Below are 19,377 nucleotides of genomic sequence, written 5' to 3' on the forward strand. Positions count from 1 at the left end.
GCGCTCCGCGTCTGCTGCTGCTTGACGAGCCGCTCGGCGCGCTCGATGCGCTCACGCGCATCGAAATGCAGCGGCTGATCGAACGGCTGTGGCTGGAGCAGGGGTTTTCCGCCGTTCTCGTCACACACGATGTCAGCGAAGCCGTCGCGCTGGCCGACCGGGTCGTTCTCATCGAAGATGGCGCGGTTGCCCTGAACATCCCGATTGCTCTGGCCCGGCCGCGGGAAAGAGACAGCGGCTTTGCCTATTACGAGAAGGTGATCCTCGATCGCGTGATGGGCCCGGACAAGGAACCGGCCGCCGTTCCGGCGCCGAGGCCGGACTATTCGTTCACGATTTAAGAAAAAAAGGAGTGAAGGCGAATGCTTACCCGCACCTCTTTATCCGGGCAGTTCGATGAGGCTGACGTGCTTCAGCTTCCCGATTATCTGTTTGTCACGCATTGCTTCGAACGCTACGGCCTCAACCGGGGCATTTACAATACGATTGACGAATGGCTGTACCGCTTCGGCGTGCGGGACATCGTCCAGCGCCGCGAGGCCGTCCTGGCCTTTCTGGCCTCGCTGCAGCCGCCGGACCGGACGAAAGGAACGTATTTGAAATTCGGCAAGGGCGGCTTGACCAAGCAGCTGTTCGATTTTATGACGAAGCCCAAGCTCGTGGTATAAGCGTCATCCCGCCGACTTCCGGCCGTTGAGCAAACGACTCAACGGCTTTTCGCCGTTGCGACCGCCTCTTGCTCCGGCTTAATCGCGAGCAGCGCAACGAGGACGCCGGCGAGCACGATGCCCGCGAGCAGCCCGAACAGCAAGGCCGACGGCCATTTGATTCCAACGGAGATGAACGGCGGCCCGGCGGCTACCCCGATAAAGCGCATGCTGCTGTACACCGCGCTTACCGTACCCCGCTGCTCCTTCTTGATTCCTTCCGTAATCAAGGCGTCCAGACACGGAAGGGCGATTCCGATACCGATGCCCCCGAGGCCGACCCACACGAACAGCAGCCACAGCCGGGAGACCCCGGGCCAAGCCATACAGACGAGCGCGGCTCCAAGAAGGACGAGCCCGGCTACGGTCAGCCATTTCATCCGCGGTTTGTTTTCCCCGATCGCTTTGCCCGCCAGAAAGGACGCCAGACATAACGCGGACAAAGGCACGGCAAGCAAGCAGCCTTTGACCAGTCCCCGGATGCCGAATCGTTCCTCCAACGTTTCGGACAAGTAGAACAAGATGCCGAACAACACGAACATCGCAACGATCCCGATGACAAATATGGCGGCCAGCCACCGTCCCTCGTTGCGGGCGATTGTCCTCAGCACCGCGGCAAAGCTGCGGAAGCCCGTGTCCTGCCGGCTCTCGGACCCCGGTGTCCGGACCAGGCACGCGACCAGCAGGACAGAGAGGAGACACAGCGCCGGAATCGCGTAAAAGACGGCGGTCCAAGTCCACAGCGCAAGCAGCGAGCCTAACATCGGACTAAGCACTTTGCCGAACGTATTCGAGGTTTCGATCATGCCGAGGCCGCTGCTGACGTCGCTTTCTTTCTGGAACATGTCCCCAACTAGCGGCATGACGATCGGAGCGGCTCCCGCAGCGCCGATTCCTTGGATGAACCGGCCGGCCAGAATGAGGGCGTAGGCCGCATTTTGACTGAGCCAAGGGGCCAGAGCGCAGAGCAATCCTCCCGCTCCGGCGATCAAGAGACTTGGAATAATAATTTTTTTACGTCCGAAGCGGTCCGACAAGAAGCCGGCAATCGGAATCAGTACGATCGCGACGACGGAATATACCGTGATCAGCAGGCTGATTTGAAGAGAGGTTACGTGCAGCGTTCGTTCTAATGCAGGTAATATGGGAATTAGCATGGAATTCCCCAAGGTCATGATCAGCGGAATAGAGGAAACCGCTGCCAGATCCCAAGTTTTATTTGCTTCCAAGCCGTCGAACCACCTTTCCAGGAGGGAGAGTCAGGTCTTTGGGACGAAATAGGAAGCCTCCGGTGGTCCGGTCGACATACGGATGTTAGTTTATACCATATTTTCTAGTTCTATTCCATGCTTTATTCATTAATATACATATTCGGATTGTAAAAGGCGAACGTCTATTATATAATGTACGAGTTAAAGAGAAAGGAGATTTGACCAGTGACTAAAAACAAAGCCATTATCTTCATGCTCCTCTGCTTTACGCTGATCGTATCCGCATGCGGCACGAAGCCGGCAGCTACGACCGCCGACAAGCCGGCAACCGGGGGAGATACGGCCGCAACGACTCCGGCGTCCAAGGACTCCAAGCTTGAACAAATTAAAAAAGCGGGCAAAATCGTATTAGGCACGAGCGCTGACTATCCGCCGTATGAGTTCCACAAGGAAATCAACAAGAAGGATGAAATCATCGGCTTCGATATCGAGATCGCCAAAGAGATTGCCAAAGACCTCGGCGTTACGCTGGAAATCAAAGATATGAAATACGAAGGTCTGCTTGCCGCACTCGATTCCGGCAACATCGACTTCATTCTCGCCGGCATGACGCCGACGGAAGACCGCAAGAAAAACGTGGATTTCACCAAAATTTACTATACGGCTATTCAACGCGTGGCTGTCCGCGCGGAGGACAAGGATAAATACAAGTCCATCGACGATTTGAAAGGCAAAAAAGTCGCCGGCCAAAAGGGTGCGACACAAGAAAAAATCATTAAAGAACAAATGCCAGGCTCCGAGCTGAAGGCGCTCGGCAAAATTTCCGACCTGATGCTTGAGCTGAAAAACAAAAAAGTCGAAGCTCTTGTCGTCGAGCAGCCGGTAGCCGAAGCATACCTCAGCAAAAACAAAGATTTGGTGCTTGCGGACATTAAGCTGAATACGGAAGACAGCGGGTCGGCCATTGCCGTGAAAAAAGGCAACCCTGAGCTCGTGGAAGCGATGAACAAAACGTTGGACCGCCTGATGAGCGCCAAGGCCATCGATAAGATGGTAGCCGAAGCGAACGAGCAAGTCGATACGCAATAAGCAAGAGGGCGGGTTCATCCGTTCCTTGCAGCACTCCGACAAAAACCTGAGCGGAATTCTCCGGCGGGTTTTTGTTCGGTTATAACGCTTATTTAACAGGAAGGGGGGAAGCGAATGGATTTTTCATTTTTATCCAAGTATTACATGTTTTTTATCGACGGAGCGAAGATGACGCTCATCTTGTCCATCTTCACCGTCATTTTCGGGGTGCTGCTCGGCATGGTCATTGCCCTGATGCGCATGTCCCGGATTTGGCCGCTTAAAGCATTCGCGGTTTCGTATATCGAGTTCATCCGCGGGACGCCGATGCTTGTGCAGCTGTACATTTTTTATTACGGGCTGCCGAAGCTGGGCATTCAATTTCCCGAAGTGCCGGGAATCGGTTCATCGTTTCCCGATATGATGGCGGCGATTATCGCGCTGTCCATCAACAGCGCCGCGTATGTGGCGGAGACGTTCCGCGCGGGCATTCAGTCGATCGACAAGGGTCAAATGGAAGCGGCGCGCTCCCTCGGGATGCCGCACGCGATGGCGATGCGCTTTATCATTTTGCCGCAGGCGCTGCGCAACATTCTCCCGGCGCTCGGCAACGAATTCATCGTGGTGATCAAGGAAACGTCCATCGTCTCCGTCATCGGGATCGGCGAGCTGATGTATAAGGCCGACACGGTGCGGGGGAATACGTTCCAGCCTTTCGAACCGCTCATCCTGGCGGCGATCATCTACTTCATCATGACATTCACGCTGACCAAGCTGCTCGGCGTCGCGGAAAGGAGGATGAAGTCCTCTGATTAAAGTAACCGGTTTACAGAAGTCGTTCGGATCCAACCATGTATTAACCGGAATCGATATCGAGATTGCAAAAGGCGAGGTCGTCGTTGTCATCGGGCCGAGCGGATCGGGCAAAAGTACGTTTCTGCGCTGCTTGAACCTCCTGGAGATGCCGACGGGGGGAGACATCGAATTCGACGGTGTGTCGCTGCTCCGCGGCAAGCACGATATCAACCAGCTGCGGCAGCGGATGGGCATGGTGTTCCAGCAGTTCAACCTGTTCCCGCATATGACCGTGCAGGAGAACATTACGCTGGCGCCCATGAAGCTGAAAAATGTCGGCAAGGCGGAAGCGGACAAGATCGCGCAGCAGCTTCTGCGGCGCATCGGACTGGCGGACAAAGCGTCCAGCTACCCGTCGCAGCTGTCCGGCGGACAGAAGCAGCGGATCGCCATCGCCCGGGCGCTCGCGATGTCGCCGGCCGTCATGCTGTTCGACGAGCCGACATCGGCGCTCGACCCGGAGATGGTCGGCGAGGTGCTGGACGTCATGAAGGAACTGGCCGCCGAAGGTATGACGATGGTCGTCGTCACGCATGAGATGGGCTTTGCCCGGGAAGTCGGCAAGCGGCTCATCTTCATGGACGGCGGCAAAATCGTCGAGCAGGGCAATCCGGTTGACATCTTTTCGAATCCGCAGCATCCGCGGACGAAAGAATTTTTGGCCAAGGTGCTCTAACCGTATCCTATAAAAAAAGTAAAGCCGCGAACGTCCGGTTCGAATACCGGGTCGCGGCTTTTTGGCGTTTATTCGGCAGCGTTCACGCTGCGTTCGAATTCGTCGCGGACCGACTGCAGCAGAGCAGGATCGGCCAATACATCGTAAGCGGTGAAGGCCAGCGCTTTGGCGCCGAGCAGCATGCCTTCGAAGGCCCGAGGCTGCATGGCCAGATCGCGGAATTCCTTCGTATGCAGCAAATGCTTTTCGTCGACGACCTTGACGTACGGGTGAATCGCCGGGCAATGCCGCGATACGTTCCCAAGATCGAGCGAACCGTGATCCTTGCCGTATTCGATCTCGTTTTCCGGAATGCCCAGACCGACGAGATTGCGGGTAAACGTGTCCGACAAAGGAGTATTGGTAATGAGTTCGTCGTAAGAGTACTCGTAATTAGACCATTTCATCGTACAACCGGTTTGCAGTGCGGCGCCTTCCGCGCAGCGGATCACCTTTTGCACGGTTTCGTCCGTATAGGGACGGTTCGCGGATCGAATATAAAACTGTGCAGCCGCGTAATCCGGAATAATGTTCGGGGCTTTGCCGCCCTCGGTGATAATGCCATGAATTCGCGCGTGGCTGCGGAGCTGCTGCCTCAGGGCGCCGATCGACTGGAACAAAAGCAGCACCGCATCCAGCGCATTGACGCCTTCATACGGGCTTGCCGCGGCATGAGCCGCCTTGCCGAAAAACTCGAACTCCAGCGCATCCATGGCCAGCGAGCTCCCCGATTTTTCGTAAGCGTAGTACGGGTGGGCCATCAAGGCGAAGTCGACGTCGTTGAACAGGCCAGCCGCCGCCATATCGACCTTCGCCCCTTTCGTTTCCTCTGCCGGGGTGCCGTATACCCGGATCGTTCCGCCGAGCTGGTCAATGACAGCTTTCAATCCGACAGCCGCCGCAAGGCCCATCACGCAAATCAGATGATGGCCGCAAGCATGTCCCAGCTCCGGCAGCGCGTCGTACTCGCACAGGAAGGCGACGGTTGGTCCCGGCTTGCTTGCGGCGTACGTCCCGAGAAACGCTGTCGGTATCCCGGCGTAAGGGGCCTGCACGGTAAAGCCGTGCTCTTTTAACGCTTCGATCAGGCGCGCCGACGCCTTCCATTCCTCGTGGCCCAGCTCGGGGTTCTCGCCGATAAACCGGGAAATCTCCGTGAACGACGGGGCGTGCAGGTCGATGGTCGAGGCAATTTGTTGTTTCATCTTCAGATCTCCTTTGCTTCTCTGTAGCATGACATTATTATAACGAAAAAAGCGGAGCAAACAAACAAAGACCCCGCTGCAAGGGCTTGCAGAAACGGGGTCCGGATGTCGTACAGAATTTCGGTTCGGTTATTGCAGGTTACGGCGCTTGTCGATGATCTGCTCTTCGAGCTGCTTTTTAATTTTTTGCATCGCATCGACTTCCAGTTTATGATTTTGCCGGAATCGAACGCCGGTCAATGCCAAAGCCTCGTTCAAGGTTAACTCGACGGAAATTTTTTGCTCCTGCGGCTCGCGTGCTTCATAACTCATGGTGCATCGCTCCTTCTCATTAGGGTTTGAGAGTGCATCAATAAGCTGTATTTGGCAGGGGACTTGAGTGTATATGTTCGGAAAAATCCTTGATTTTCCTTGGCTTCAATATAACATATCATGTAACATATTGCAAGTGCAGGGCACAAAAAAGAGGCCGTCCGGCCCCGGTTATTTTATCCGTTCCTGCATCCGAAGACGTTGGATGGACAAGACAAGACGATCTATTTTTTGGCTGAGCTCTACTACCCGGGGATCGACGAAACTGCCTTTTTCTTCCACGAGTGAGTAAAGCTGCATTTGCATTCGCTCCAAATGCCGTCTCAATTCCGCTTCTTCCATCGTTTTCAGACCCCATCCTAACGCTGTAAAAATAGTAAATCCACTATCAGTCTATTATAATTCAACCCGGTTGTAAAATATGTAAATCATTGTCGAGTCTATTATTAATTTTTCTTTAAGTAAAAACGGCAGACCGTATAATCCCCTTCGGGAAGCGGTATATTACGGTCGACGGGAGGTGAGCCGAACATGGATAGCGCCAAGGCGAATACGAAAAACAATCCGAATTTCAAGGAGAACAAATTTACGGAAGAAGAAGCAATCATGCATGCCGGGAAGGCGGCGGACCGGCCTCCGAATTTGAATGAGATTCCTAAGGAAACGAATCCTCAGTAGCAGGCTCAGACCGTCGGTTGATAAACCGGCGGTTTGTTGTTTCAAGGGAACGGAATGTTTCCGTTTATGGTTTTTGGGTAGCGGAACATGTTATATTTATACAAAGACACAACAAGCCTGCTATTGCTTTGGCTCGAACAAAGGAGACATCGGACGGATGATCATCGTACGCAATCTAACCAAATCGTTCCCATCCGGGCAGCGGGTGCTGGACCGCATCAGCTTTCAGGCGGACGAAGGGGAGCTGGTGGCGCTGCTCGGCGCGAGCGGAAGCGGCAAAACGACCTTTTTCCGGTGCTTGATGCTGAAGGAAAAATGGAACGAGGGCCAGTATATCTACGACGGAAAGGATATTTCGGGCGCCGGCGCCTGGGAGAAGTTTCAACTGAACAAGCAGTGGGCCTATCTGGAGGAAAAGCCGAGCTTGAATCTGAAAAAAACAGCTTTGAAAAATGTGCTCAGCGCGCTGCTGTTCAAAAAATCGTGGTGGCGCTTTCTGACGAATTCCGTTTCGGAAGACGACCATATGGAAGCGATGGATTACCTCGATAAAGTAGGGCTGCTCGACAAAGCGCACGAGCCGGTGGAGAAGCTGAGCGGCGGGGAGAAGCAGCGCGTCGCGATCTGCAAGGCGCTGATCAAGGGAGCCAGGGTGATTTTTGCGGATGAGCCGGTGTCCGGCTTGGACCCGGAGGCGGCGAGCCTCGTCATGCAGGATTTCAAGTCGATTTGCCAGAAGCACAAGCTTATCGTGTTTTGCAGTCTGCATCAGGTGGAGCTTGCCGAAAAATTCGGCTCGCGCATCTGGGGTCTGTCGGACGGGAAGCTCGTGGTGGATATTGCAGGCCGGCGTCTGACCCAGCGGGAGAAGGAACTTATTTTTTAATTGGATTTGTTCATACGCGCAATGAAAAAGGTCGGCCTGACATTCTCTGTCCAGGTCGACCTTTCTTTAATTGACGGCAGGATCGCAAGCGGCGATCCGCTTCGCAATCAATCCGCCGTGCAAACGGCCGGTTTCGATAAACACCTCGTTGGCGTTCGCGCCCGAAGCGATGACACCGGCGACGAAGAGCCCGGGAACGGTCGTTTCCATCGTGGCCGGATCGTACTGGGGAATCCCGTCCGGCTCCGATACGACGGCCCCGGCTCCCGCCAACAAACTGCGGTCCGGACGGAAGCCGGTCAGCGCCAGCACGAAGTCGTTGTCGAATTCCTCTTCGCGTCCTTCGCGGGAAACGGTCACGGACGTTTCCGTAATCCGAACAACCCGGGATTGAAACAGCATCCGAATGCGGCCCTTGTTGACCATGCTCTCGAAGATCGGCTTCACCCACGGCTTAATGACCGGCGAGTAGGTCTCGCCCCGGTACACGACGGTCACCTCGGCGCCTGCCCGCAGCAGCTCCATCGCGGCATCGATTGCGGAGTTGCTGCCTCCGATGATCGCGACCTTCGTGCCGGTATACGGATGGGCTTCGCGGAAGTAGTGCGTCACCTTGCTCAATTCCTCTCCCGGGATGCCCAGCATATTCGGCTGCGAGAAATAGCCGGTGGCTACGACGACATGCCGCGCCGTCAAAGCGGACACGGCACCGAAGCGATTCCGGACCTTCAGGTCGAACGCGCCGTCCTGCCGTCGGGCCAGATCCGTAACGGTATGATATGAGCGGATGCGCACGCCGCTGCGGGCCGCCACGTTCCGGTAATAATTCAAAGCTTCGAGCCGATAAGGCTTGTCGTTCGGCGTGGTGAACGGGTAACCGCCGATCTCCAGCAGCTCCGGCGTGCTGAAAAATTGCATGTACGTCGGATATAAGTAAATCGAGTGCACGACGCATTCTTTTTCGATGATGAGCGGATCGATGCCGATCTTCTGCAGCTCCAAGGCTGCGGACAGACCGCAAGGGCCGGCACCGATAATGACAACTTCTTCCATGTATAAGAATTCCTCACTTTTCCGAAGGTATAGATCAGTTCCAAGCTCTCTACTCATAGTACCTTATCGGCCGGCGAATGCCAACTTTTGTTCACCCGGGCCGGTGCATCGGGCAAGCTTGCCGGAGTTACAGCTTTTTCCGGTATTCGGACGGCGTGCAGCGCATCGTTTTGCGGAACACCCGAACAAAATAACTGATATGGTCGAATCCGACATCGAGTGCGATGTCGGATATTTTTTTGTGCGGCTGCCGCAGAAGCTCCGCGGCCTGCCGCACGCGGTAAGAGTTGATGTAATCCACGGGCGTCTGTCCAGTCATCGATTTGAAGAAGCGGCAAAATTGGCCCTCGCTCATCGGGATCAGGTCCGCAAGCTCGCTGAGCCTGATCGGACGGTGATAGTGGTGCTGGATATAGACGATCACTTTCTTCAAACGTTCGGTTCTGGCCGTATCCGCCGCGCCGCTGCGGCTGCGATTCACCAGCCGGCCGGAGGCGGCGGCCTCATACAGCATGAGATACAGATGCCCCTTCATAGCCGCTTGATAGCCGGGAGGGGGCTGCCTGGACAAAAAGATCATCTCCCGGATATGCGCAAGCAGCCCAGGGTCGTTTTCCGGGGTGATCAGACGCGGAAACACCGCTTTCCGTTCCTGGAACGGAACGATCAATCCTTCCTGCATCGCGTCATATTGGGCGCTTGCCAGCATGGCGAAATCAAAAACCATGGCGCAGAAGCTGCAGCCTTGCCCGCCCCGCGCGTGTCCGGTATGGATGTCCCCTCCGTCGATAAAAACGGCTTCACCTGCCCGGACCGGGATATATTCCGTGTCTACCTGAAACAGCACCTCGCCTTCGATGCAGTAAAAAATCTCCGACTCCTTATGCCAATGGGAGTCCACGACGTGGGCACCGGGGGCAAATTGATACCAGTAAACGCCGAATGGAAAGCGTTCGTTGCCGTGCTGCTGACTTTCTTTTAAGGATTGACGCAGTGCCCGCTCCATGCCGAAATCGCCTTCCTTTCGTCAAAATCGTGCTATAAATGCATCGAATATTGATAGTTCGTCCAAAAACGTATCAGTATAATGACATTATAACGCTTACTAACCAACAATCAAACTTCCAACAGTAGAAAGGCGGTTCATCTCATGAAATTTACCGACGGCAATTGGCTTATACGGGAAGGCTACTCTGTTGCGGGGGCGGTGCAGGCGTACGATTTTGCAGTGCAAGGAGATACGCTGACAGCCTACGCGTCGACGGCTCCGATTCCGGGCAGGTGGGCCACGATCAATGCGCAGCTCATCACGGTGCAGCTTCATTCTCCGGCGCCCGGCGTGATCGGGGTCAAGCTGGTCCATTATGCGGGAGTACGCGATCGCGGGCCGGCCTTCCAGCTTTATAAGGACAACGGCAGCCATGCCGTCATCGAAGAGAACGAGGAAGAGGCGATTCTTCGAAGCGGGAGCCTGAGCGCCGTCATCAAGAAAGGTCCGCAGTGGTCGGTTCATTTCTACCGCGGCGAGGAGCGCATTACGGGCAGCGGCTTCAAATCCATCGCTCATATTGTGGACGGCGGCGGTCAGTCGTATATGCGCGAAGAGCTGGATCTTGGCGTAGGCGAGTGGGTGTACGGCTTAGGCGAGCGCTTCACCGCCTTCGTGAAGAACGGTCAAACGGTCGATATCTGGAATCAGGACGGCGGAACCAGCTCCGAGCAGGCTTACAAAAACATTCCGTTCTACCTTACCAATAAAGGCTACGGCGTCTTCGTCAATCAGCCGGATCTCGTTTCCTTCGAAGTGGCTTCCGAGAAAGTCAAGAAGGTGCAGTTTAGCGTGCCCGGGGAATCTTTGGAGTATTTTATCATCGACGGCCCCGATCCGAAAGGTGTGCTTGACAAATATACGTGTCTGACAGGCAGACCGGCGCTTCCGCCGGCATGGACCTTCGGCCTGTGGCTGTCGACCTCGTTTACGACACAGTACGACGAGGCGACGGTAAATTCGTTTGTAGACGGCATGCTGGAGCGCGACATTCCGCTGCATGTGTTCCATTTTGACTGCTTTTGGATGAAGGGGCTGAACTGGACGGATTTCGAGTGGGATGCGGAAGTATTTCCCGACCCGCAAGGCATGCTGAAGCGCTTGAAAGAAAAAGGGTTGAAAATCTGCGTATGGATCAACCCGTACATCGCCCAGCGTTCGCGTCTCTTTGAGGAAGGCCGCGAGAAAGGCTATTTGGTCAAGAAGCCAAACGGCGATGTATGGCAGTGGAATCTGTGGCAGCCGGGCATGGCGCTTGTAGACTTTACGAATCCGGACGCGTGCGAATGGTATGCCGGATATCTTCGGAAGCTTGCGGATATGGGCGTCGACAGCTTCAAGACCGATTTCGGCGAGCGGATTCCGACGGACGTCGTCTATTTTGACGGCTCCGATCCGCACAAAATGCACAACTACTACACGCAGCTGTACAACAAAGTGGTGTTTGAGGTGTTGGTCGAGAAATTCGGCAAAAACCAAGCGGCCGTATTCGCGCGTTCGGCAACGGTTGGCGGCCAGCAGTTCCCGGTTCACTGGGGCGGCGATTGCTACGCCGACTACGAATCCATGGCCGAGAGCTTACGCGGCGGTCTGTCGCTCGGTCTTGGCGGCTTCGGCTTCTGGAGCCATGATATCGGCGGCTTCGAGAATACCGCGCCGGCTCACGTCTTCAAGCGGTGGCTTGCGTTTGGCCTGCTGTCCAGTCACAGCCGTCTGCACGGCAGCACCTCCTACCGGGTGCCCTGGGCTTATGATGATGAGGCGGTTGATGTTACGCGCTTCTTCACGAAGCTCAAATGCCGCTTGATGCCTTATTTGTTCCATACGGCCGTACAGGCTGCGGAGCACGGGGTGCCGAGCATGCGCGCCATGTTCCTCGAATTCCCGGGGGATCCGGCAGCGGAAACGCTGGACCGTCAGTATATGCTGGGCGACTCCTTACTGGTTGCTCCGGTATTCAGCGAGAAAGGCGAGGTGTCGTATTACCTGCCGCAGGGACGCTGGACGCATCTGCTCACCGGGGAGACGGTGGAAGGCGGCTCGTGGCGCAAGGAGACGTATGACTTTCTCGGATTGCCGCTCTTTGTGCGCGATAACCGCTTCTTGGCCCTCGGTGCGAACGATACGCGGCCGGACTACGACTATGCGGAAGGCGTGGAGCTCGGGCTGTACGCATTGGCGGACGGCCAAGAGACGTCCGTGGTCGTTCGCAATATGCGCAGCGAAGCGGAGCTTTCCGTACGGGCGGTACGTGAAGGCAGCAGGATTACGTTCGCCTCGGAAGGCAGCGGCAAGCCGTTTGCAGTGAAGCTGTACGGGTTAGGCGCACCGGCTGTTGCTTTGGAAGGCGAGGGAGCGGTGCTGCAGGGCGGCAGAATTGAAGTGAAGAACAGCAGGCAAGCGTTTTTCTCGGTGCAAGTGGAAGGATAAGCTTCTCAACCCTTAAAGGATTCAAAGCATTCATTGACGGAAATGAGGCCCGGTCCGGCTGTCCAGCTGGACATCGGGCTTCTTACTGTAGGGACAGGAGCGGATAGCTGCCGATGGTATCTTATTTTATTCAGATGATGAACGATATGAAAATCCGCAACAAGCTGATCGTAACCTTTGTTGCGCTGGTATTCGTGCCGGTCGCGATCGTCGGTGTTTTTCTGACACGTGAGCTTCGGGACATGGCGTTGAATAATGCCATGGACCAAGCCTATCTGAATGTGGACCGGATAAAAAAGCGTTCGGGCGAGGTGCTGCAAGTAGCGGACGATTTGTCCTACCGCCTTTCCTATGACGAACGTCTGGAGAACCTTGTCAACCAGCATTATGAAAGCGTATACGACATGTTCGTCGCTTACCGTTCCTACCCGGATCTGCAGCAGGCGAAGCGGATGTACAAGGAAATCTCGAATATTCGCTTCTATAGCGAAAATCAGACCATGCTGAGCAATTGGCAGTTTTTCATTCCGGGCGAGGAGATTCGGAATTCGGATTGGTACAGACAGGCTAAGAGAGCGGTCGGCGTCAATCATTGGGATTATATTCGGGACGAACGTGACGGGAAATATTATCTCAGTCTGGTCAAGGGGGTCTACTTGGGAGGCAGGTATAAAAGCGGCGTGCTGGTGATCAATGTAAATACAAGTCTTTTGAACGAGATTCTGAACCAGGAGTCATTTTATACGATCATCGCGGACAGTCAAAATAACATCGTTGCAGCGAACAAGCCGGGGCTATACGGCAGGAGCTTGTCCGAAATTCATGGCGCTTCCAGTGTCGTCTATCGGAAGAGCGGCTCCTACGAAGCGACCATTGGGAATGAGGCATCCAAAGTGCTGATCGAGCCGCTGAATCCCGAAATGGAGGAGAACGGCCTCAGAATCATCTCCATTTTTTCCATTGAAAGCATCGTAGCCGACGCCAACCGGGTCAATAAGCTGGCGATATCCGTCATTGTCGTGAGCCTGCTTCTCGCAGTTCTTCTGATCTGCGGTTTCTCTTCTCTCATCTGCCGACGGCTGCTTCGGCTGAGCAAGCATATTTCGAAGGTGGGGACCGGCAATCTCGGCGTAACGATGGAGATCGACGGCAAGGATGAGATCGGTCAGCTATCCCGCCAATTCAATGCGATGGTCTGCAGCATTCATGAGCTGATGAACGAAGTGAAAGAGTCGGACCTGCAGAAAAGACGGATGGAGCAGAAGCAGAACGAAATCAAATTCAAGATGATGGCGAGTCAGATCAATCCTCATTTTCTGTTTAATGCGCTCGAGGCGATTCGTATGGAGGCCCATTTGAAGGGAGAGAACGAAATTGCCAGGGTTGTCCGGCTGCTGGGAAAGATGATGCGTTCGAGCCTTGAGGTGGGCAGCGGCAAAACTACGCTCAAGGAGGAAATGGAGATCGTCCGGTGCTACTTGGACATTCAGAGGTTCCGGTACGAGGACCGTTTGAACTATGAGCTTGTACTGGATCCAGGCACCGAGGCGGTCATGATTCCGCCGCTGATTATTCAGCCGCTTGTAGAAAATGCGGTGATTCATGGCATGGATCACAAGGAAGAAGGGACGTTGATTCGTGTGCGGGCCGAAATCCGGGGCGACAGAATTTGTTTTGTGACCAAGGACAACGGAGCGGGCATGGCTCCGGATCGTTTGGAGAAGGTCCTCGGCTTCCTGAACGAATCCGAGGAGCAGGACGGCGGCCGGATCGGGCTGCGCAACGTACACGTCAGACTTCAGCTTGCCTACGGTCCCGAATCCGGACTGACCATGTTCAGCGAGCCGGGAAAGGGCACTCGTATTGAATTTAGCATTCCGATAGGGGAAAAATCAAATGATTAAAGTGCTGGTTGTAGATGACGAGCCGAAGCTGCGTGAAGGGTTGAAGAGCATCGTACCGTGGACGGAACTGGGTTTTGAAATTGTAGATACGGCTGCCAATGCCAGCGAAGCGCTGGAGAAGCACCGGCAATATGCGCCGGATGTCATGCTGGTCGATATCCGGATGCCGGGCATGGACGGACTGCAGCTCATCGAGGCCATCCGGTCGCAGGATCCTGCGATTCATTTGCTGATTTTGAGCGGCTATGCGGAGTTTGAATATGCCAAAAGAGCAATTACCCATAAGGTCGACGGATACTTGCTGAAACCGGTGGATGAAGAGGAGCTAAGAGGCTATTTGCTGCAGATTCGAAAAGCGATCGAGCAAGAGAGCCGGCACGCGGCGTTGAATCAGATCGCCTCCGAAATGAGCCGGGAGCAGATGATCCGCTCCTGGCTTCGGCCGGAATCGCAGGCGATCCCCGAGTCTCATAGGCTTGCCGAACGCCTTGGTCTGCTGTGGGATCATTACCAGGTTGCGCTGGTTTATGTCCACGACTCCGACGAATCGGCCCGGGAGCCCGATTTGCTTGTCAAAAGCAAGCTGGTGGAAACGTTCGAGGAGGCAGGATACGGCACCGTGTTTTCGGTGCACGGCTGCCTTGGGATTTTGCTGCGGACTCCGGTACTGACCGAGGGCCGCCGTAAGGAGCTGCAGAAGCGGCTGGAGCGGGCTGCAAGTCTCGCCGGAGCGGCATTTACGGCGGCTGTCGGCCATCGCGTTCGGAAGTTTGCAGATGCGGCCGATTCGTATCGGACAGCAAGGGAGCTGCTTCGGGACCGGTTCTTTTACCGGCCGGGAGAGCTGCTGTCCCCGGACTCCGAACGGTTCGGAGACGGCGAATCGGCAGGGGAGCAAATGCAAAGCTATGAACCCGGGCAAGTGCTTGGTCAGCTTTATTACGCGGTGGACGTCGGTCATGCCGAGGCGCAGCAAAAGCTCCTGAAATCCGTTGCTTTGGCAATGATGCGCGACGGATTATCCGAATCGGAAATGAAAAGCGCCTTCGTTGAACTGCTGACCGGTGTGCTCGGCAAGCTGATTGTTCATCAAACCGGGCTGCAAGTCCGAACCAAGGAATATTCGGATCAAATCTCGGCTGTATTCCGCCAGCGCACCGTCTACGAGCTGTACCGCCACTGCGTCCACTTCCTGCAGGAACTGAACCGGCCGGCGGGGGAGGGGGGGAGCGAGCAGGAGATGAAACGCATCATAGATCTGATTCAGCGGAACTACAGCGAGAATCTCAAGCTGGAGACGCTGGCCTCCATCTTTAATTACAACAGCGCTTATTTGGGCAAAATGTTCAAGACCAGGACCGGCGAATATTTCAATACCTACCTCGACAAGGTGCGGATCGACAAGGCGAAGGAGTTTTTAAGAGAAGGCTTGAAGGTGTACGAGGTTGCCGAGAAGGTCGGATATACCAATGTAGACTACTTTCACAGCAAGTTTAAAAAATATGTCGGTACCTCGCCGTCGAATTACCGAAAGGAGCAGAAACGGTGAACCATATCTAATTTCTGTATGATTTTTGCTCGAATTCCACGGGTACTCCCTTTTCCTTACGTGGTTTATCATGATTGTAGACAAGTGAGGAGGGGATGGGTTGAAAGCGGTAACAGAAAGAGGGGGCAGCATCCGAATCGCGGTCAATAAGAAACGCCTCTGGACCACGTTCAAGGAGCAGAAAGCACTTTACGCCATGTCGCTGCCCTTTATCGCCGTCGTCTTCGTATTCCATTATTTACCTGTGTGGGGATGGCTCATGGCATTTCAGAATTACAAGCCGGGCCGAGGCATCTTCGAGCAGAAATGGGTGGGCTTCGATCATTTTGCGGCGCTATTTACGGACGAAAAATTTTATCTGGTTTTGCGCAATACGTTTGCCATGAGCATCATGGGGCTGATTGTCGGATTTACGGTTCCGATACTGTTCGCGGTCTTGCTCAACGAGCTTCGCGGAAGCGCTTTTAAACGGACGGTGCAGACGATCTCGTACCTTCCGCATTTCGTATCCTGGGTCGTTGTGGCGGGCATTGTGACCAAGATGCTGTCGATGGACGGGGGTGCGGTCAATCAGCTGCTGATGTTTTTAGGTCTGATCGACGGGCCGATCCAGTTTATGGCGAAAGGAAGCTGGTTCTGGTATATCGTGACCGGGTCAGACCTTTGGAAGGAAATGGGCTGGAGCGCGATCATCTATTTGGCAGCGATTACAGGGATCGATCAGGAGCAATTCGAAGCCGCCAAGGTTGACGGTGCGAGCCGGCTTCGCCAGATTTGGCATATTACGCTCCCAAGCATTGCGCCGACCATTGTGATTCTATTCATTATGTCGTTCGGGCATCTGATCAGCATCGGATTCGAGAAGCAATTCCTGCTCGGCAATCCCATGGTTATTGATCACTCGGAGGTACTGGATCTGTATGCGCTGAATTACGGTCTCGGCATGGGACGTTTTTCCTTCGGCACGGCCATCGGGATGTTCAACTCGATTGTGAGCATTATCCTGCTGCTTGTGGCTAACGGATTTTTCAAAAAATTCATGAAGCAATCCATCATGTAAGGGGGGAGGAGCATGGCTCATTCCAAAGCGTCGTTTAAACCGGCGCTCTCCGACCGGCTGTTTGATCTCTTCAACTACACGTTCATGACCATCGTTACGGTTACGACCTTGTATCCGTTTCTTCATGTGCTTGCGATTTCGTTAAACGATTCCGTCGATACCGTGCGCGGAGGCATCACGATCTGGCCGCGGCAGTTCACGTTTGAGAACTACGTGCAAATTTTTCAATACGAAGGACTGCTGACCGGGGCGAAAATCACCGTCTTAAGGACGCTGGCAGGAACGTTTCTGGGCTTGCTCAGCGGCACCATGCTCGGCTATGTGCTCAGCCGCGCCGACTTCCGGAGCAGAAAGTTCATGTCCGTCTTTCTTGCGCTCACGATGTATTTTTCCGGCGGTCTCATTCCGGTTTTTATTCTGATTCGGGATCTGAACATGATGAATACGTTTCTGGTCTATATCATTCCGGGTATGGTAAGCGCGTTCAACGTCTTCGTCATTCGTTCCTTTATCGACGGATTGCCGTATTCCCTTCAGGAATCGGCGAAGCTGGACGGCGCAGGCGACTTTACGATCTACTACAAAATCATTTTGCCGCTGTGCAAGCCGGTGCTGGCCACGATCGCGCTGTTCCTGGCGGTCGGGCAGTGGAATTCGTGGTTCGATACGTATCTGTACAACGGCTCGGCGCCGCACCTGACCACGCTTCAATTCGAGCTGATGAAGGTGCTTCAAAGCACGCAGGGGCAGAAAAGCGGTATGATGACGGGCCAAAACATGGCCGAACTCGTCAAGCAGATTTCACCGGAATCGATTAAAATGGCGATCACCATGGTCGTTACGGTTCCTATATTGGTTGTTTATCCGTTTTTGCAGCGTTATTTTGTGAAGGGTATGACGCTTGGCGCCGTAAAAAGCTGAGCTTCGCCATAAGGTCTGTTTATAAAATGATGTCATGGGGGGATACGATGAAACGCAAGAAGACATTTTCCCGGTTGCTTGCGGTTACGATGCTGCCTGCGCTTGTTCTCGGCGGTTGTAATAAAGGAGATGACAGTGCAGGGAAGGGCGGGGAACCGTCGGAGGCGCCGACGACCATTTCATTCTATAGCGCCGATACCAACGCCAATTGGGTGAACATGCAGGATGAGGTAGGCAAAAAGCTGACGGAAAAAACCGGCGTTACGATCAAGGCCGAGTTTGCGGTGGACGGCTCCAACCAGAAAATCCCGCTGATGGTAGCAAGCGGACAGTATCCGGACCTTGTCTTTGCCAAAGGCGATGCGAACCTGTTCGTGGATGCCGGCGCCTTTATCGACTTGACGAAGTTGATTGAGGAGCATGCTCCCAACCTGAAGAAGCTGTACGGGCAATATATGAACCGTCTGAAATGGAGCAACAAGGATGAAGCCATCTATGTGACCCCGACGCTTCAACCTGTAAACCAAACGTCCTTCGATGCGGGCGGCACCTTCCAGGTCCAGCACGAGGTCCTGAAGGAGCTGGGATACCCGAAGCTCAAAACGGTGAAGGACTATGAGAAAGCGCTGCAGGATTATTACAAAAAGCATCCGACAATCGACGGTCAACCGACGATCCCGCTGACCCTGAATGCCGACGGCTGGAGAATTATGATTTCCGTCACGAACCCGGCATTCATTGCGACAGGCGCACCGGATGACGGCGAATACTACATCAATCAGGAGACGATGGAAGCAAAGCTGCATTACAAACGTCCGGAAGAAAAGGAATACTTCCGCTGGTTGAACCATATGAACGACATCGGGATGCTGGATAAAGAAGCGTTTCTTCAGAAGACGGATCAGTACGAGGCGAAAATTTCATCCGGCCGCGTTCTTGGCACAATTGATCAGGAGTGGGGATTCGGCAATGCGACGAACGCGCTGAGAACGGCAGGCAAGGAAAACCGCACGTACGCGAGATTCCCGATCCAGCTTGACGAGACGACGAAGGACGCTTCGTTCCAAAGTGCGGGCTACACCGCAGGCTGGGGCGTAGGCATTACGACATCGGCGAAGGACCCGGTTCGGATTATCAAATTTTTGGATTATCTCGCTTCGGAAGAAGGACAAATTTTGATGAACTGGGGAATCGAAGGAAAGCATTACAGCGTGGTTGACGGCAAACGGGTCATCCCTAAAGAAATCATGGAGCGCAAAATCAACGATAACGCGAATTTCTCCAAAGAAACCGGAATTGGACTTTACCTGGCGCTGTTCCCTCGCTACGGCGACGGCGTGAAGGATTCGACAGGCAACTACTTCACGACGAATGCGCCGGAGACGATCAAACAGAACTATACGCCTTCCGCAAAAGAAACGCTGAAAGCGTACGGCGTTGACATGTGGAAGGATCTGTGGCCGAAGGAAGCGGAATTCAAAGCGAAGCCTTGGGGCGTTGCGTACAATATTCCGGTGCCCAGCGATTCCAGTATCAACATCACCTATAAAAAGGTGGAGGAGATTACCCGCAAACGCATTCCGGAAATCATTCTGGCCGCTCCGTCGAAATTCGATCAGCTGTACGATCAGTTTATCGAAGAGCTGAATGGCGCCGGGGCCGTGAAAATGGAGCAGGACTATACGGAGCTCGTACGTCAGCGTGTGAAGCTGTGGAACAACTGACCTTAGGGCCGGCCTCGCGCAGGCCCTTTTTCATTCGCGTTTTTTAGGAAC

18 protein-coding genes and 1 pseudogene are annotated in these 19,377 nt (G+C 54.4%); 13 read left to right on the forward strand and 6 right to left on the reverse strand.

Features of this window, described 5'->3' with window-relative positions; translation table 11 throughout:
• A pseudogene (gene ssuB / locus PEH01S_RS14585) lies at positions 1-341 on the forward strand (aliphatic sulfonate ABC transporter ATP-binding protein); the annotation flags it as partial.
• Between the two features lie 21 nt (positions 342-362).
• Complete coding sequence (locus tag PEH01S_RS14590) at positions 363-668, forward strand: hypothetical protein (RefSeq protein ID WP_025849552.1); 306 nt, start codon at positions 363-365, stop codon at positions 666-668.
• Positions 669-706: 38 nt separating this feature from the next.
• Here PEH01S_RS14590 and PEH01S_RS14595 read toward each other — a convergent pair whose 3' ends face one another.
• Positions 707-1,936 (reverse strand): MFS transporter, encoded by a 1,230-nt coding sequence (locus PEH01S_RS14595; RefSeq protein WP_127486277.1) that lies wholly within the window; start codon positions 1,934-1,936, stop codon positions 707-709.
• A 207-nt stretch (positions 1,937-2,143) separates the two neighbouring features.
• Here PEH01S_RS14595 and PEH01S_RS14600 point away from each other — a divergent pair, with 207 nt between their 5' ends.
• From PEH01S_RS14600 to PEH01S_RS14610, 3 genes are all read left to right on the forward strand, one after another.
• The gene (locus tag PEH01S_RS14600) at positions 2,144-3,007 is read left to right on the forward strand and encodes a transporter substrate-binding domain-containing protein (protein WP_036713876.1); all 864 of its coding nucleotides are present in this window, start codon (positions 2,144-2,146) and stop codon (positions 3,005-3,007) included.
• 114 nt (positions 3,008-3,121) lie between these two features.
• A complete protein-coding gene (locus PEH01S_RS14605) occupies positions 3,122-3,802 on the forward strand; it encodes an amino acid ABC transporter permease (protein WP_025849549.1) in 681 nt (226 codons plus the stop codon).
• Positions 3,795-4,517 (forward strand): amino acid ABC transporter ATP-binding protein, encoded by a 723-nt coding sequence (locus tag PEH01S_RS14610; protein ID WP_025849548.1) that lies wholly within the window; start codon positions 3,795-3,797, stop codon positions 4,515-4,517. Before PEH01S_RS14605 ends, PEH01S_RS14610 begins: the two co-directional genes overlap by 8 nt.
• Before the next feature lie 68 nt (positions 4,518-4,585).
• On the opposite strand, the gene PEH01S_RS14615 is transcribed toward PEH01S_RS14610, so the two are convergent.
• The 3 genes from PEH01S_RS14615 to PEH01S_RS14625 all read right to left on the reverse strand — a co-directional run bounded on the left by PEH01S_RS14615 (position 4,586) and on the right by PEH01S_RS14625 (position 6,415).
• The gene (locus PEH01S_RS14615; protein WP_025849547.1) at positions 4,586-5,761 is read right to left on the reverse strand and encodes a M20 family metallopeptidase; all 1,176 of its coding nucleotides are present in this window, start codon (positions 5,759-5,761) and stop codon (positions 4,586-4,588) included.
• A 129-nt stretch (positions 5,762-5,890) separates the two neighbouring features.
• Positions 5,891-6,073 carry a hypothetical protein gene (locus PEH01S_RS14620; protein WP_025849546.1) on the reverse strand — a complete coding sequence of 61 codons (183 nt, stop codon included), beginning with the start codon at positions 6,071-6,073 and terminating at the stop codon, positions 5,891-5,893.
• A gap of 171 nt (positions 6,074-6,244) precedes the next feature.
• The gene (locus PEH01S_RS14625; RefSeq protein ID WP_084159585.1) at positions 6,245-6,415 is read right to left on the reverse strand and encodes an aspartyl-phosphate phosphatase Spo0E family protein; all 171 of its coding nucleotides are present in this window, start codon (positions 6,413-6,415) and stop codon (positions 6,245-6,247) included.
• Positions 6,416-6,604: 189 nt separating this feature from the next.
• Here PEH01S_RS14625 and PEH01S_RS34600 point away from each other — a divergent pair, with 189 nt between their 5' ends.
• Both PEH01S_RS34600 and PEH01S_RS14630 read left to right on the forward strand, forming a co-directional pair.
• A complete protein-coding gene (locus PEH01S_RS34600; protein ID WP_164827846.1) occupies positions 6,605-6,751 on the forward strand; it encodes a hypothetical protein in 147 nt (48 codons plus the stop codon).
• A 157-nt stretch (positions 6,752-6,908) separates the two neighbouring features.
• A complete protein-coding gene (locus tag PEH01S_RS14630; protein ID WP_127486279.1) occupies positions 6,909-7,637 on the forward strand; it encodes a phosphonate ABC transporter ATP-binding protein in 729 nt (242 codons plus the stop codon).
• A 66-nt stretch (positions 7,638-7,703) separates the two neighbouring features.
• On the opposite strand, the gene PEH01S_RS14635 is transcribed toward PEH01S_RS14630, so the two are convergent.
• Together PEH01S_RS14635 and PEH01S_RS14640 are read right to left on the reverse strand one after the other, a co-directional pair.
• Positions 7,704-8,690: a YpdA family putative bacillithiol disulfide reductase gene (locus tag PEH01S_RS14635; RefSeq protein ID WP_127486281.1), complete on the reverse strand. Its 987-nt coding sequence runs from the start codon at positions 8,688-8,690 to the stop codon at positions 7,704-7,706.
• Between the two features lie 127 nt (positions 8,691-8,817).
• Positions 8,818-9,696 (reverse strand): helix-turn-helix transcriptional regulator, encoded by an 879-nt coding sequence (locus tag PEH01S_RS14640; RefSeq protein WP_127486283.1) that lies wholly within the window; start codon positions 9,694-9,696, stop codon positions 8,818-8,820.
• Between the two features lie 144 nt (positions 9,697-9,840).
• Between PEH01S_RS14640 and yicI the strand changes: the two genes are divergently transcribed.
• The 6 genes from yicI (at position 9,841) to PEH01S_RS14670 (ending at position 19,326) form a co-directional block, all read left to right on the forward strand.
• Complete coding sequence (gene yicI, locus PEH01S_RS14645) at positions 9,841-12,168, forward strand: alpha-xylosidase (protein ID WP_127486285.1); 2,328 nt, start codon at positions 9,841-9,843, stop codon at positions 12,166-12,168.
• A 113-nt stretch (positions 12,169-12,281) separates the two neighbouring features.
• Positions 12,282-14,072: a sensor histidine kinase gene (locus PEH01S_RS14650; protein WP_127486287.1), complete on the forward strand. Its 1,791-nt coding sequence runs from the start codon at positions 12,282-12,284 to the stop codon at positions 14,070-14,072.
• The gene (locus tag PEH01S_RS14655) at positions 14,065-15,621 is read left to right on the forward strand and encodes a response regulator transcription factor (protein WP_127486289.1); all 1,557 of its coding nucleotides are present in this window, start codon (positions 14,065-14,067) and stop codon (positions 15,619-15,621) included. Before PEH01S_RS14650 ends, PEH01S_RS14655 begins: the two co-directional genes overlap by 8 nt.
• A 100-nt stretch (positions 15,622-15,721) precedes the next feature.
• Positions 15,722-16,681, forward strand: a complete 960-nt coding sequence (locus PEH01S_RS14660) for an ABC transporter permease (protein ID WP_127486291.1) — start codon at positions 15,722-15,724, stop codon at positions 16,679-16,681.
• Positions 16,682-16,693: 12 nt separating this feature from the next.
• The gene (locus tag PEH01S_RS14665; RefSeq protein ID WP_127486293.1) at positions 16,694-17,602 is read left to right on the forward strand and encodes a carbohydrate ABC transporter permease; all 909 of its coding nucleotides are present in this window, start codon (positions 16,694-16,696) and stop codon (positions 17,600-17,602) included.
• Between the two features lie 47 nt (positions 17,603-17,649).
• A complete protein-coding gene (locus tag PEH01S_RS14670) occupies positions 17,650-19,326 on the forward strand; it encodes an ABC transporter substrate-binding protein (protein WP_127486295.1) in 1,677 nt (558 codons plus the stop codon).
• The last annotated feature ends 51 nt before the right edge of the window (positions 19,327-19,377 follow it).

The organism is Paenibacillus ehimensis NBRC 15659 (assembly GCF_004000785.1).
Classification (GTDB): Bacteria; Bacillota; Bacilli; order Paenibacillales; family NBRC-103111; genus Paenibacillus_G; species Paenibacillus_G ehimensis.